This window comes from Corynebacterium sp. BD556, from assembly GCF_038452275.1.
Taxonomy (GTDB): Bacteria; Actinomycetota; Actinomycetes; order Mycobacteriales; family Mycobacteriaceae; genus Corynebacterium; species Corynebacterium mayonis.
The window spans coordinates 967,963-980,837 of sequence record NZ_CP141643.1 but is presented as its reverse complement, the minus strand read 5'-3'; the positions used below and the strand labels follow the sequence as shown (position 1 = coordinate 980,837).

Here is a 12,875-nt window from a genome sequence, read left to right as displayed (position 1 = left end):
GCCACCCTAGACTTGCAGGCATGAATTTTGGGACGGTGACGTTGGTGGGCGGAGGCCCGGGCGATTGGGACCTGATGACTATTCGCGGCCTGCGCGCCCTCGAAACAGCCGACGTTATCCTCACCGATCACCTGGGTCCTTCCTCGCAGTTAGAGGATTTCATCGATGTCTCCGCCAAAGTCGTCATCGACGTATCCAAACTGCCCTACGGCAAGCAAGTCGCCCAGGAACGAACCAACGCTCTGCTCGTGCAACACGCCACAGCCGGACGCGACGTAGTACGCCTCAAAGGCGGCGACCCCTTCGTGTTCGGCCGTGGCTTCGAGGAAGTGCAGGCATGCGCCGCCGCCGGAATCAAATGCGTAGTCGTACCTGGGGTGACCAGCGCGGTATCCGTGCCAGCGGCCGCCGACGTTCCCGTCACCCAGCGCGGTATCACCCACAGCTTCACCGTGGTCTCAGGACACCTGCCCCCAGGGCACAGCAACTCGCTTGTAAACTGGCCCGCCCTCGCCCGCGTCGGCGGCACCATCGTCGTGATCATGGGCGTGAAAAACGCGCGCGCCATCTGCGATTGCCTGCTGGATTCGGGATTGGCCCCCGACACCCCAACGGCAGTCATCCAAGAAGGCCAGACCCCGCGACAGCGCGCGTTTTACGCCCCGCTATCTCACCTTGCCGACGTGATGGAGAACGAAGCGGTCGTCTCACCAGCCGTGTACGTCATTGGGGAGGTGGCAGGCCTTGCGCACACTTGATGCATTGATCATGGATACCGCAGGCTTCGACGCCGACACGGTGCTGGTATGCGAAGACCCGACGGGAGATCTCACTGCCGCGGCCGTCGAGTCTGGACACCTAGTGATAGTTCTCGACGCCGATTATTCCCGCTGCCAGAAAGCGGTGTCGCTGGGTGCCACGATCGCGGGCGATAGACGTCTCGACACCTACCTCGCCGGCTCATCCGGTTCCGCGGTGGCGATCGGGGAAATGCCGAAATCGCTGGCGCGGCTCAACTACCTTTCCCGTTCCATCGCGGGGGCGGGGTTTTCCTCCGTCCGGCTAGTGTTGGGAGCTAACAACAAACACCTGGCACGGTCGATGAACGACGTGCTTGGGGAGTCCTTCACAGATGTTTGCGCGTCACGCGGGCGCGGCAAGTACCGCTGCTTGGTCGCCGCCGGGCCCCGAAAGGTAGCTTATGAACCGGTTCGTGGGGAGGGACTTGTCGCCTTCGGCGGGGTCTTTTCTGGCGCCAAGCCCGATTTCGGTGGTGAGTTGCTGCGCTCGGTGCTGCCTTCAAAGCTTGGTCGCTTCCTCGATTTCGGGTGCGGCAACGGCTCCGTTTCCCGAGGTTTGAGCGGCAGCATCGTGGCCACGGATTCCTCGGCGGATGCGGTGCTTTCCGCCCGGGCTATCGGCCTCGAGGTCACTTGGGATGATGCCGGTTCCCGTTTCGCAGACGGTTCCTTCGACACCATCGCGCTCAACCCGCCCTTTCACGAGGGAACCACCGTTGACACCAGCCTCGCAAGCTCGCTTCTCGACGCCGCCCAACGCCTCCTTTCCCCAACCGGCACCCTCTACATGGTGCACAACTCCCACCTGCGCTACCGAGATGAGGTGGCGCGGCGCTTCCTTTCGGTCCAGGAAGTGGCCAGGGACCGCCGCTACACGGTGCTGCGCGCTAGCTGATACGCCGTGGCCTTTGATGGGTGCGGATGTATTCCTCCAAGTAGGGTTGGGCAAAAGATACAGCGCCCCAACCAGTGGGCATGATCAGGTCGCGCTCGATGAGCTTCGCACGGGTGTCGCTAAGCCCGGTTACGGGGCGCCCCAGCTGCTCCGCAAGGTCAGAACTGGTCACGTCCTGACCGCCGAGAAGCGCCATTGCCTCGAGGTATTCGCGTTGGCGTAAGGGGACGTCGCGAAGCGAAGGCTGGTGGACCTGCGTCCCCAAACGCTCGATCGCTTCACGACGCACACCCGCCACCTCCCCCGACCCAATCACACCCCTTGCCTCATCCCACGCCAGATAACCGATGAGCTGCACCAAATACGGATAGCCCTGCGTAAACCGGGCAGCCTGCTCAGCCGCATCCGGGGCGAAAGGTTTATCCGACTCGGCAGCAGTTAGGGTGAGGGTGCGGATGGCGTCGTCAAGCGTGAGCGGACCCAGCTCATAATGGCGAGCCCGACGAAGAAACGTCGCGCCCGGCAGATCAAGCAGCCGATTAACGCCGCGCGTGAGACCTGCCATGGCGAGGGCAATCTCGGCGTCGTCACGAACAAGGTCCTGGTAAGCCACCGCGATCCGGCTCAAATCATCAGGGTCAGAATCCTGCACCTCATCGATCGTGATCAGCACACCGGTATCAATACTGTCCAACAACTCTCGCAGACGGGTGATCAACCTCGGCTGCAAGCTAATATCCTTCTCCTCAGTGCGCACCGAACCAATCCCGGCGACCGAAAACCCCGTAATCGTGCGGCCGGGGCGAGGGTTGACTGTCTGCAAAGCCTCTGGAATCACAGAGTTCGTTAGTGCCTCCGCCATGCCCTCTCTGCCCGACGCCCTCAGTACAACCCAGCCCCTTCTTCGTGCAATATCCTCAAGTTCAGTGAGCAACACCGTCTTACCAATACCCCTGGAGCCAGACACAATGATGCTCCGATGCGGGTCGCCAGGGCCGTTGTCTAGGGCGCGACCGAACTCGTCGAGTACGGCCTCCCGGCCAGCCCAGACGCGGGGACTGGCGCCGAAGGTGGGGCGGAAGGGGTTTTTCATGGTAATTAGTCTACGTGGTCGAGGCTGCGCGTTGATAAATTGATAAACTCGGCGGGGGGAGGGATAGTGGTTGGGGGACTTCTCGCCAGGGTGTTTTGTGTGTGTGGCAGGCGGTGGCGAGGTATCCCTTGACTGAGGTCCCGTAACGGCTATCACGGCCTGGAGGTCTGGGGGGTTGGCCGCCGGCTCGGCGGGGGGAGGGATAGTGGTTGGGGGACTTCTCGCCAGGGTGTTTTGTGTGTGTGGTGGGCGGTGGCGAGGTATCCCGTGACTGAGGTCCCGTAACGGCTATCACGGCCTGGAGGTCTGGGGGTTGGCTCGGCTCGCCGGCCGGCGAGGGAGGGATAGTGGTTGGGGGACTTCTCGCCGGGGTGTTTTGTGTGTGTGGCGGGCGGTGGCGAGGTATCCCGTGACTGAGGTCCCGTAACGGCTATCACGGCCTGGAAGTCTGGGGGTTGGCCGCCGGCCGGCGGGGGGAGGGATAGTGGTTGGGGGACTTCTCGCCGGGGTGTTTTGTGTGTGTGGCGGGCGGTGGCGAGGTATCCCGTGACTGAGGTCCCGTAACGGCTATCACGGCCTGGAAGTCTGGGGGTTGGCCGCCGGCCGGCGGGGGGAGGGATAGTGGTTGGGGGACATCTCGCCAGGGTGTTTTGTGTGTGCGGCGGGCGGTGGCGAGGTATCCCGTGACTGAGGTCCCCTAACGGCTATCACGGCCTGAAAGTCTGGGGAACCAATGCAGTGTTCGGCCAGTCTAAGTAGACATGGGGAAAGACAGAAGAAACCCGATGGAAGTGGAAAGGGAACGCAAACGGCGCCGACAGCTTGCCGACCAAATCTTAAACACCCGCAGGTTGACCTGCGGACACGAAGTGTGGAACTCCCTCGCTGAAGGCGAACTGATTACGGTTGCCCCTCAGTTTCTTTTTCCCACTGACTTGTGGAATTCACTGCCTCGGCATGAGCAGCAGTTCGTCAAGGTTGTTGCGGTGGGGCGGAGTATGCGTTCCACGGTGTTGGTGGGGCGATCAGCGGCGCGTTTCGCTGGCATGTGGGTGGTTGCCTTGACGCCAGAGAAGGTGGAGGTTGCCTCGCCGAAGGGCAGCGTGGGGCCCAGTTTGAGAAGTAACCCTGACTACGCGGTGAAAAGGTTCCGCCTCAGCGAGCGGCAGACTTATGAGCATGAGGGTGTCAAGGCGACTGTGTCGGCGCGGACTGCTATTGATATTGCCCGGTTGCACGGCTTTGTGGAGGGTTTGGTTGCTTTCGATTGGGTGTTGCGCGTGGGGCTGCGTAGGTCGATGGTTCTTAAAGAACTACAGCGTATGGGGCCTTTTCAAGGCAAAGAAGTGGTGGTGAGGTGTCTGCAATATGCCACGGATTTGTCGGAGTCTCCGTTTGAGTCTTTGGCTCGGGCTTTGCTCATTGAGGCGGGGTATGACCCTGAGCCTCAGCACGTCATTGGTTCCTATCGGGCTGATCTCGTTGTCGACGGATGGCTGCTTATTGAGATCGACGGGGACAGCAAGTATGAGCACGACACAGAATTGACTATTAAACGCGAGAACGATCGGAAGAAGCGTATCGAGAATAAGGGGTACAAGGTTTTGCGTTACCGGCCGAAGGACTTGCTTTCAAATCCGGCCGGGTTTGTTGAGGAGGTTCGGGCGGCGTTTCAGACCACCAGGGTCAGTTGAGTGTCGGCGATTTCGACGTGGAATCCTGCCTCGTGAGCCGCTGTGGCTACCTCGTCGATGGAGGTGCATGTGGGCCCGAGTGCTAGGGCGCGCGCCAGTTCGCCTTTGTAGTGTTTGTTGAAGTGGCTGATTACTTTGCGTGTGCCGTTGCTTTCGGTTTCCACGCGTACTGTTGTTGCTCCGGGTACGGGGCCGAGGGTGTGGTAGGCGCCGGAGCGCATGTCTATTACGAAGCCCGCTTCGAGGAGCACGTCGCTTATCGACGCCCCCCAGCGCGTCTTCATCGTCGGTAAGCTGCCGTCTCTGGCGGGTAGCTTTGAGGCGCCGGAGAGGCGGTAGCGTGGGATGCTGTCGTTGGCGCGGACCACGCCGAAGAGGGCGGAGCCGATGGCTATGCGCGATAGTGCTGGGTCGGGGAGGGTGTGGGCGGAGAGGGCGTCGTAAAGCACGCCTGTGTAGCGGTAGATGGCGGGCATTACGGGGGCGTGGCGAAGCGAGCGGTTTTCTTCCGCCTCCCTGCGTTTGGAGGTGGGGATTTTCAGTGTTGCCATCATCTTGTCAACATCAAGCACGGCGAGGTCGTCCAGGATTTCCGAGCGGATCGGGTCGAGGGCGGGAAAGGAGACGTCAATTCCGTCCATTTCGCCACCTGCCGCTTTCGTCTCAGAGGGCGGGAGCAGGATGAGCATGGGCCTTAGCCTAGCGGTAGTATATCCGCCATGATTACACGCCTGTCTGAGCTTTTCCTGCGCACACTGCGCGAAGATCCGGCTGATGCCGAAGTTCCTTCCCACAAGCTTCTTCTCCGGGCGGGCTACATCCGCCGCGCCGCCCCGGGTGTGTATTCCTGGCTCCCTCTTGGGCTGCGCACCCTGCGCAAAATTGAGGGCGTGGTGCGTGAAGAAATGGACCGGATGGGCGGCCAGGAGCTTCTTTTCCCGGCGTTGCTTCCGCGCGAGCCTTACGAGTTGACGAACCGTTGGTCCGAGTACGGAGATGATCTTTTCCGGCTCAAGGACCGTAAGGGAGCGGACATGCTTTTGGGCCCGACCCACGAGGAGATGTTTACCGCCGCGGTCAAAGATCTTTATTCTTCCTACAAGGATCTCCCGGTCACGCTGTACCAAATTCAGACGAAGTACCGCGATGAGGCGCGCCCCCGCGCCGGCATTTTGCGTGGGCGCGAGTTCGTGATGAAGGATTCTTACTCTTTCGATATGACTGACGAGGGCCTCAACGACTCCTACGCCAAGCACCGGGCTACCTATCAGCGCATCTTTGATCGGGTCGGGATTTCCTACGAGATTTGCAAAGCGACTTCGGGTGCGATGGGTGGTTCGGCATCGGAGGAGTTTTTGGCGTATTCGGAAAACGGTGAGGACACTTTTGTTGTCTCGACGGCGGGAGACTACGCGGCGAATGTGGAGGCAGTTGTCACCGTCGCGCCTGCGGAAAGGCCCATTGAGGGATTGCCGGAAGCTGAGGATCGTGAAACTCCGAACGCTGAGACCATCGAAGCGCTTGTGGCTTGGGCGAAAGCTAATGGAATTGAGGCTGAGGCGAAGGACACGTTGAAGTGCATGGTCGTCAAGATCAACGACCCACGCGTCCTTAACGACGAAGGTGAGCCGGTCGGACCCCAACTTGCTGTAGTGCTAATTCCGGGTGATCGTGAGCTGGACGAGAAGCGTTTGGAGGCATCGCTTGAGCCGGCCACGTTTGAGTTGGCAGGTGAAGATGATTTCGCTGCGCATGATTTTTTGGTGAAGGGCTATGTCGGCCCCCGTGCGATGTCTGCCAACGGTGTTCCGGTCTATGCCGATCCGCGCGTGGTCAAGGGCAGTTCCTGGATCGCGGGGGCGGACAAGCACGAGTACCATGCCATCGGGCTTGTCGCCGGACGTGATTTCGAGGTCGATCATGTTGTTGAGGCTGCGCAGATTCATGAGGGAGATCCTTCACCGAGCGGCAACGGCACCGTCAAGTTGGCGCGCGGTATTGAGTTGGGGCACATTTTCCAACTGGGCCGTAAGTACACAGACGCGATGGATGTGCAGATTCTTGATGAAAACGGCAAGCGCACCACCCCGACGATGGGTTCGTACGGCATCGGTATCTCTCGTATGATGGCGGTGGTTGCGGAGCAGCGCCACGATGACAAAGGCTTAGTGTGGCCCGTGGAGATTGCTCCTTTTCAGGTGCATGTGGCGGTGGCTAACAAGGATTCGGCCGCAATGGAGGCTGGGCTTGCGCTCGTCGAGGAGCTGGACGCCGCGGGTATGGAGGTAGTTTTCGACGATCGGCCGAAGGTTTCGCCCGGCGTGAAATTCAAAGACGCCGAGTTGCTCGGCATGCCTTTCGCGGTCATTTTGGGGCGTGCTTTTGCTGAGGGCAAAGTGGAGTTACGTATCCGGGGTGGTGAAACGCTGGAGGTGGCGGCTGGGGACGTCGTCGAGAAGCTGCGCGAGCTGATTGGTTAGGCCGACTGTGCTTGCGCCGCTAAGGTGATTGCCGCTATCGCCCACGCGGTGCTTTCGGCTGTTGCTGCGGTGGCGCGCCAGCGCAACACCATGTCCTCGGCCAGCTTTTCCACGAGTGTGGCGGCTGAGGACTCGTCTGTGGGGGTGTTTTCGCCCAGCTCATAGCCGGGTGCTGACACGGGCAGCTCACCGTGAGGCTCGATGAGGTCGATGAGGAAGGCGCGGCGCTGAGAGGAGGCCTTGCGAAGTTGGATGATTCGTTGGTCCACATCGTCGAGGGTGTAGGCGGCACATAGCCCGAGCGCGTAATCGAAGGCATACTCTTGGTCGAGCATTGCGCGAGCGGTAGCTACATCGGCATCGTCGGTGACGTTGACCTTCGGAAAGTCCAGTGGCTGGGTGGCTGCCGTGTCGATGGCTTGGGCGACAACTAGGGCAACTGACTCAGCCGGCACAGACTGTGCTGCTGCAGCGCCGGCGGCCGCAGCGTTGTGTGCCAAGGTGTATGCGTCCGTTGCGCCTTTGCTGGGGGACGTATTTTCCCCGACGCGGCAAGACCGTGGGGGTTGACCGGAATCGTCGGTGCCGCAGACCCGGATGATTTCCGCGTAGAGCTGCTCGGCGTGAAGCTGGCGAAGTTCGGCGGTTGCAGGGGCGTCGACAAGTGAGCTGGCGTCTGCCTCCGCCTGGCGGGCGAGCTGGAGGATCTCCTTGTTTGGACGCGGACCGAGTACCTCTGCCGCGGAGCAGGAGCTCACAGCCAAACACAGTGGGATAAGCGCAAGGTGGGAGAACTTCACCCGCAAAACGCTACACGATAGTGTATTGACCATGGCATTTCCTGGAGTCGAAACCCTCACCGAACTAATCCGTTCCCTCGCCGAGAGCAGGGGAATGGACATTGAAGACCTGCGCACTGTCAAGGCAGGGAAAAAATCGCAGGTGGTGATCGCACTTGACTCCGACACCCACCCGAGCCTCGACGAACTTGAGGAAATCTCCAATGAGATCAGTTCCCTTTTCGACGCCAAAGAAGAAGCTGGCGAACTGAATTTCGGTGCGGGCTACACCCTCGAAGTGACCACTCCCGGCGTGGACCTGCCGCTGAGCGCCCCTCGCCATTTCCGCCGCAACCGTGGACGCCTAATTCACATTAGGGAGCAAACCTTCCGGGTTGGTGCGCTTGACGCTGAGGAAAAGACAGTGGCCCTCATTGAGGCCGGGGCGAAAAACCCGCAGGTGTTCACCTTCCCGGTTTCCGATCTGGCCGGTGCGGTGGTAGAAGTGGAGTTCAACAATCCGCCTGTGGTCGAGTCCGAACTGGCGGGGTTAACGTTCGACGAGGTCGCTAAAGTGGCCTCCACTGGAGAGGAAGACAAGTGAATATCGACTTGGGTGCGCTGGAAGCGATCGAAAACCAGCATGGCATTGCTGTCGACGACATGCTCGCCACCATCGCGGAAGCCCTGCTCTCCGCATACCAGGAGTACCGCGAAACTCCCGCCCAGCCCAATGAGAAGGCGCGTATCGACATTGACTCCGACACCGGTGATGTCGCGGTCATCTTGGTTACCCTCAACGACGAGGGTGAAGCCGAAAGTGAAAAGGACGTCACTCCGGTTAACTTCTCTCGTCTGGGCGCTCCTGCGGTGCGCGCAGGCATCATGCGTCGCCTCCGCGAAAAGGACGCCGGTCGCGTGTTTACCGAATACTCCGAGTTCGAGGGCAAGGTTGTCTCCGGTGTTGTCCAGCGTGACGCTGCCGCGGAATCTCGCGGGATCATCGTTGTTCAACTTGGTACCGAAAAGGACCCGCAGGACGGCATTGTGCTGCCGGCGGAGCAGATCCCGGGTGAGAGGCTGAAGCATGGCGACCGTGTGAAGGCTTATGTAGTGGGGGTAAACAAGAGTGATCGCAGCGTGTCAGTGAACCTGTCGCGCACGCACCCTGAGTTGGTGCGCGGCCTGTTTGCCTTGGAAGTGCCCGAGGTTGCTGACGGCACCGTCGAGATCATGTCGATTGCACGGGAGGCGGGGCATCGTACCAAGATCGCGGTGCGGGCCAACGTCAAGGGCGTCAACGCTAAAGGGGCTTGCATTGGGCCTCGCGGTTCGCGCGTGTCCAGTGTGATGAAGGAGCTCGGCGGCGAAAAGATTGACATCATTGACTACACCGAGGACCCGGCGAAGTACGTGGGTAATGCGTTGGCGCCGTCGAAGGTGGTGCGTGTTGAGGTGCTCGATGTCGATGCCCAGATGGCGCGGGTGACCGTGCCGGATTATCAGCTTTCGCTTGCGATTGGCAAGGAGGGGCAAAATGCCCGCCTTGCCGCGCGGCTGACAGGGTGGAAGATTGATATTCATTCCGATGCTGCGCAATAGGCTCAGTGGGGCAAGTACAAAAAATGGCGCCGATGGCGTAGGATTATTGATGGCTTAAATCACGCTGGCCACGTCGGTATTTCCACCCGGTGATTGGTCGACCAGCGACATCGGAGAATGTGAGACGCGTCTTTCCCGCCCGCCCGCGGGTTGGGGGCAGAAAGGAAGTGGATGGAGACAACCGCGCCGGCTCACGCTAAGTCCGCGCGTGCCATCCGTTGCCGTACGTGCATTGCTTATCGACGCACCCTGCACGACTCTCACCTTCTCCGCCTGGTCGAGGATCCGCAGCAACCCGGTCGGGTGCTTGCGGATCCTTCCCGGTCGCTTCCCGGAAGGGGAGCTTGGATAACGCCGACGTGGGAGGCGTTCGAGCTGGCGGAGCAGCGCCGGGCTTTTTCCCGGGCGCTTCGCATGTCCGCCCCGGCGGAGTTAGGTCATGTACGGACGTACCTCGCAAGCATTGCGGGAGACCCACACGAAGTAAGGAAGACCGAACACTGATGAGTACGCAACCATGAAGCAGCATCAGCGATGAAAGTCACTGCCAACGACTAGAGGTCAGTAGCCTTTGCGGGCTCACTGCCTTCTAGCAATAACCTAGAGGAGACACGTGCCCGGAAAGCTACGCGTTCACGAACTGGCGAAACAGCTCGGCGTAACAAGTAAGGAACTGCTCGCCACGCTCAAAGAGCAAGGTGAGTTTGTCAAAACCGCCTCATCTACCATCGAACCCCCGGTGGTGAAGAAGATGAGGGCCGTCTACGAGGAGAAGTCCGGATCCGGCGAGCAATCTGCTGCAGGTGCCGGCGAGAAAAAGGCCGCAAAGCCGACCCCGACCGCGACCCCCAAACCGGGGTCTGCCGCACCGAAGCCGGGCGCTGGCCCGAAGCCGGGCGCACCCAAACCGGCAGCTTCCGCTCCCAAGCCCGTTGCTGAGAAGCCTGCAACGGCAACGGCTAGCGCGCCTAAACCTGGCGTTGAAAAACCAGCAGCGCCTAAGCCTGCGGCCGCGAAGCCCGGGCAGGAGGCTTCCAAGCCTGCATCTGGCCAGGCCGGGAAGGGCGGGCCGACTCCGGGAGCAATGCCGCGTCCGATGCCTAAGCCTGGCGGTCGCCCGCGTGTGGCTAACAACCCGTTTTCTTCCAACACTGGCGCTGCGCGCCCCGCACCGCGACCCGGTGGACGCGGCGGCGCTGCCGGGCAGGGTGGCGCTCCCGGGCGCGGACGTGGCGCTGGCGCCGGCGCGCCGCGGCCTGGTGCGCCGCGGCCCGGTGGCGAGCGCGGCGGACAGCGCCCAGGTGGCGGCGGAGCACGCCGCGGGCCCTCGCCTTCTGATATGGCGCCGAACCCGGCGCAGATGCCGTCGAAGTCCGCTCCTGCCCGTGGTGGCGGCGGCGGGCGGGGCTCCGGTGGCCCGGGAGGTCCGGGTGCGCCGGGTGGTCCGCGCGGCGGCGGGGGATTCCGTGGTCGTGGTGGCCGCCGCGGCGGCACCGCAGGTGCTTTCGGACGTCCGGGTGGCGCGCCTCGCCGTGGGCGTAAGTCGAAGCGCCAGAAGCGCAACGAGTATGAAGATCTGCACGCACCGAACGTCGTCGGCGGCGTTCGCCTGCCCGACGGTGGAGGCACGGTAGTGCGCCTTCGCCAGGGTGCGACCCTGTCTGACTTCGCTGAGAAGATCGGTACTGACGCATCGAACCTGGTTCAGGCCCTGTTCAATTTGGGTGAGATGGTGACTGCGACCCAGTCCGTTTCTGAGGAAACTTTGCAGCTTTTGGGCGCGGAGATTAACTATGAGGTCAAGGTTGTCTCCCCGGAGGACGAGGACCGTGAGCTTTTGGAGTCCTTCGACCTACAGTTTGGTGCCGACGAAGGCGACGACGAGGACCTTGAGTTCCGTCCGCCGGTGGTCTCTGTCATGGGTCACGTTGATCACGGCAAGACCCGCTTGCTTGACTCGATCCGGCGCGCGAACGTCGGAAAGGGCGAAGCTGGCGGCATCACGCAGGGAATCGGCGCTTACCAAACCTCAGTTACCCTTGAGGACGAGGAACGCAAGATTACCTTCTTAGACACCCCGGGCCACGAGGCGTTTACGGCCATGCGTGCCCGCGGCGCTAAGTCCACCGATTTGGCCATCTTGGTCGTCGCTGCCGACGATGGCGTTATGCCTCAAACCGTCGAGGCGATCAACCATGCCAAGGCAGCGGATCTTCCAGTTGTTGTGGCAGTGAACAAGGTGGACAAGCCCGAGGCTCAGCCGGAGAAGATTCGCGGCCAGCTCACCGAGTATGGCTTGGTGCCTGAGGAGTACGGCGGTGACACGATGTTTATTGACATCTCCGCCAAGCTGGGTACCGGTATCGATGAGCTGCTTGAAGCTGTTTTGCTGACCGCAGATGCTGCGCTTGATTTGCGGGCCAACCCGGACATGGACGCGCAGGGTATTGCCATTGAGTCCCACCTGGATCGCGGCCGTGGTCCGGTGTCCACCGTTATTGTGCAGCGCGGCACGTTGAGCGTCGGTGACTCCATTGTGGTCGGCGGCAGCTACGGTCGTGTGCGTCGTATGGTTGATGAATGGGGCAACGATGTTGAGGTCGCTGGCCCGTCCCGGCCGGTGCAGGTGCAGGGTCTCAGCGGTGTGCCCGGCCCTGGCGATAACTTGTTGGTGGTCGAAGATGACCGTGTTGCCCGCCAGATCGCGGCCCAGCGTGATGCACGGATGCGCTCCGCTATGCAGGCGCGCACCAAAAAGCGGGTGTCCTTGGAAAATCTGGATCAGGCTCTCAAAGAGACGGACCAGCTCAACCTTATCCTCAAGGGCGACAACGCCGGTTCGGTGGAAGCCTTGGAGGAAGCCCTGCTCAAGTTGGATATCGACGACGAGGTCGAGGTCAACATCATCGACCGCGGTGTCGGCGCTGTGACACAGACCAACGTCGTATTGGCAAATGCTTCCGACGCCATCATCGTCGCCTTTAATGTTCGTGCTGAAGGCAAGGCGACCGAGGAGGCTAACAATGAGGGCGTGGAGATCCGCTACTACTCGGTGATTTACCAGGTCATCGAGGATATGGAGAATGCGCTGAAGGGCATGCTCAAGCCGATCTACGAGGAGAAGGAAATCGGCGCCGCCGAGATCCGCCAGATCTTCAAGGCTTCTGCTGTCGGACTCATCGCCGGTTGCATGGTCACTGAGGGCAAGGTGCGCCGCAACGCGAAGTGCCGCCTGGTCCGCGACGGCAACGTCATCACCCCGGACGCGACGATTCAGTCGCTGCGGCGGGAGAAAGATGACGTCACTGAGGTGGATAAGGGATACGAGTGCGGCATGGTGTTGTCCTACCCGGACATCCAGGTCGATGACATCGTCCAGGTCTACGAAATGGTTGAGGTGCCGCGTTCTTAACGCGGCGTGAGCCTTGAGATTCCGGCCCCGCCCCTTTCATCGTTGTCAACGAGGGGGAGGGGCCGGTTTTTGTGCCGATAGACGCGCCCTCTGACGCGTGGAAGGGGCACGGTAGGATAT

Annotated in this window: 11 protein-coding genes; 8 read left to right on the top strand and 3 right to left on the bottom strand. The window is 61.2% G+C overall.

Annotated elements, in window-relative coordinates; all coding sequences use genetic code 11:
• Positions 1-20: 20 nt before the first annotated feature.
• Both cobA and VLL26_RS04650 read left to right on the top strand, forming a co-directional pair.
• Positions 21-758, top strand: a complete 738-nt coding sequence (gene cobA / locus VLL26_RS04655; protein WP_342319943.1) for a uroporphyrinogen-III C-methyltransferase — start codon at positions 21-23, stop codon at positions 756-758.
• Entirely contained in the window at positions 745-1,695 is a 951-nt protein-coding gene (locus VLL26_RS04650) for a class I SAM-dependent methyltransferase (protein ID WP_342319942.1), read from the top strand. The genes cobA and VLL26_RS04650 overlap by 14 nt, the downstream gene beginning before the upstream one ends.
• Here VLL26_RS04650 and VLL26_RS04645 read toward each other — a convergent pair.
• Positions 1,688-2,788: an ATP-binding protein gene (locus VLL26_RS04645; RefSeq protein ID WP_342319941.1), complete on the bottom strand. Its 1,101-nt coding sequence runs from the start codon at positions 2,786-2,788 to the stop codon at positions 1,688-1,690. The two genes, VLL26_RS04650 and VLL26_RS04645, sit on opposite strands and share 8 nt — an antisense overlap.
• Before the next feature lie 761 nt (positions 2,789-3,549).
• Between VLL26_RS04645 and VLL26_RS04640 the strand changes: the two genes are divergently transcribed.
• Positions 3,550-4,482 carry an endonuclease domain-containing protein gene (locus VLL26_RS04640; protein ID WP_342319940.1) on the top strand — a complete coding sequence of 311 codons (933 nt, stop codon included), beginning with the start codon at positions 3,550-3,552 and terminating at the stop codon, positions 4,480-4,482.
• Here the strand turns inward: VLL26_RS04640 and yaaA are convergent.
• A complete protein-coding gene (yaaA, locus tag VLL26_RS04635) occupies positions 4,461-5,171 on the bottom strand; it encodes a peroxide stress protein YaaA (protein ID WP_342319939.1) in 711 nt (236 codons plus the stop codon). The two genes, VLL26_RS04640 and yaaA, sit on opposite strands and share 22 nt — an antisense overlap.
• 30 nt (positions 5,172-5,201) lie before the next feature.
• Between yaaA and VLL26_RS04630 the strand changes: the two genes are divergently transcribed.
• The gene (locus tag VLL26_RS04630; protein WP_342319938.1) at positions 5,202-6,962 is read left to right on the top strand and encodes a proline--tRNA ligase; all 1,761 of its coding nucleotides are present in this window, start codon (positions 5,202-5,204) and stop codon (positions 6,960-6,962) included.
• Here VLL26_RS04630 and VLL26_RS04625 read toward each other — a convergent pair.
• Complete coding sequence (locus VLL26_RS04625; RefSeq protein ID WP_342319937.1) at positions 6,959-7,762, bottom strand: DUF4439 domain-containing protein; 804 nt, start codon at positions 7,760-7,762, stop codon at positions 6,959-6,961. The two genes, VLL26_RS04630 and VLL26_RS04625, sit on opposite strands and share 4 nt — an antisense overlap.
• Positions 7,763-7,793: 31 nt before the next feature.
• Between VLL26_RS04625 and rimP the strand changes: the two genes are divergently transcribed.
• The 4 genes from rimP to infB all read left to right on the top strand — a co-directional run bounded on the left by rimP (position 7,794) and on the right by infB (position 12,755).
• Positions 7,794-8,345 carry a ribosome maturation factor RimP gene (gene rimP, locus VLL26_RS04620; RefSeq protein WP_342319936.1) on the top strand — a complete coding sequence of 184 codons (552 nt, stop codon included), beginning with the start codon at positions 7,794-7,796 and terminating at the stop codon, positions 8,343-8,345.
• Positions 8,342-9,343 (top strand): transcription termination factor NusA, encoded by a 1,002-nt coding sequence (gene nusA, locus VLL26_RS04615; RefSeq protein ID WP_342319935.1) that lies wholly within the window; start codon positions 8,342-8,344, stop codon positions 9,341-9,343. The genes rimP and nusA overlap by 4 nt, the downstream gene beginning before the upstream one ends.
• A gap of 171 nt (positions 9,344-9,514) precedes the next feature.
• Positions 9,515-9,847: a YlxR family protein gene (locus VLL26_RS04610; RefSeq protein ID WP_342319934.1), complete on the top strand. Its 333-nt coding sequence runs from the start codon at positions 9,515-9,517 to the stop codon at positions 9,845-9,847.
• A 109-nt stretch (positions 9,848-9,956) separates the two neighbouring features.
• Positions 9,957-12,755: a translation initiation factor IF-2 gene (gene infB, locus VLL26_RS04605; protein ID WP_342319933.1), complete on the top strand. Its 2,799-nt coding sequence runs from the start codon at positions 9,957-9,959 to the stop codon at positions 12,753-12,755.
• Positions 12,756-12,875 lie beyond the last annotated feature (120 nt).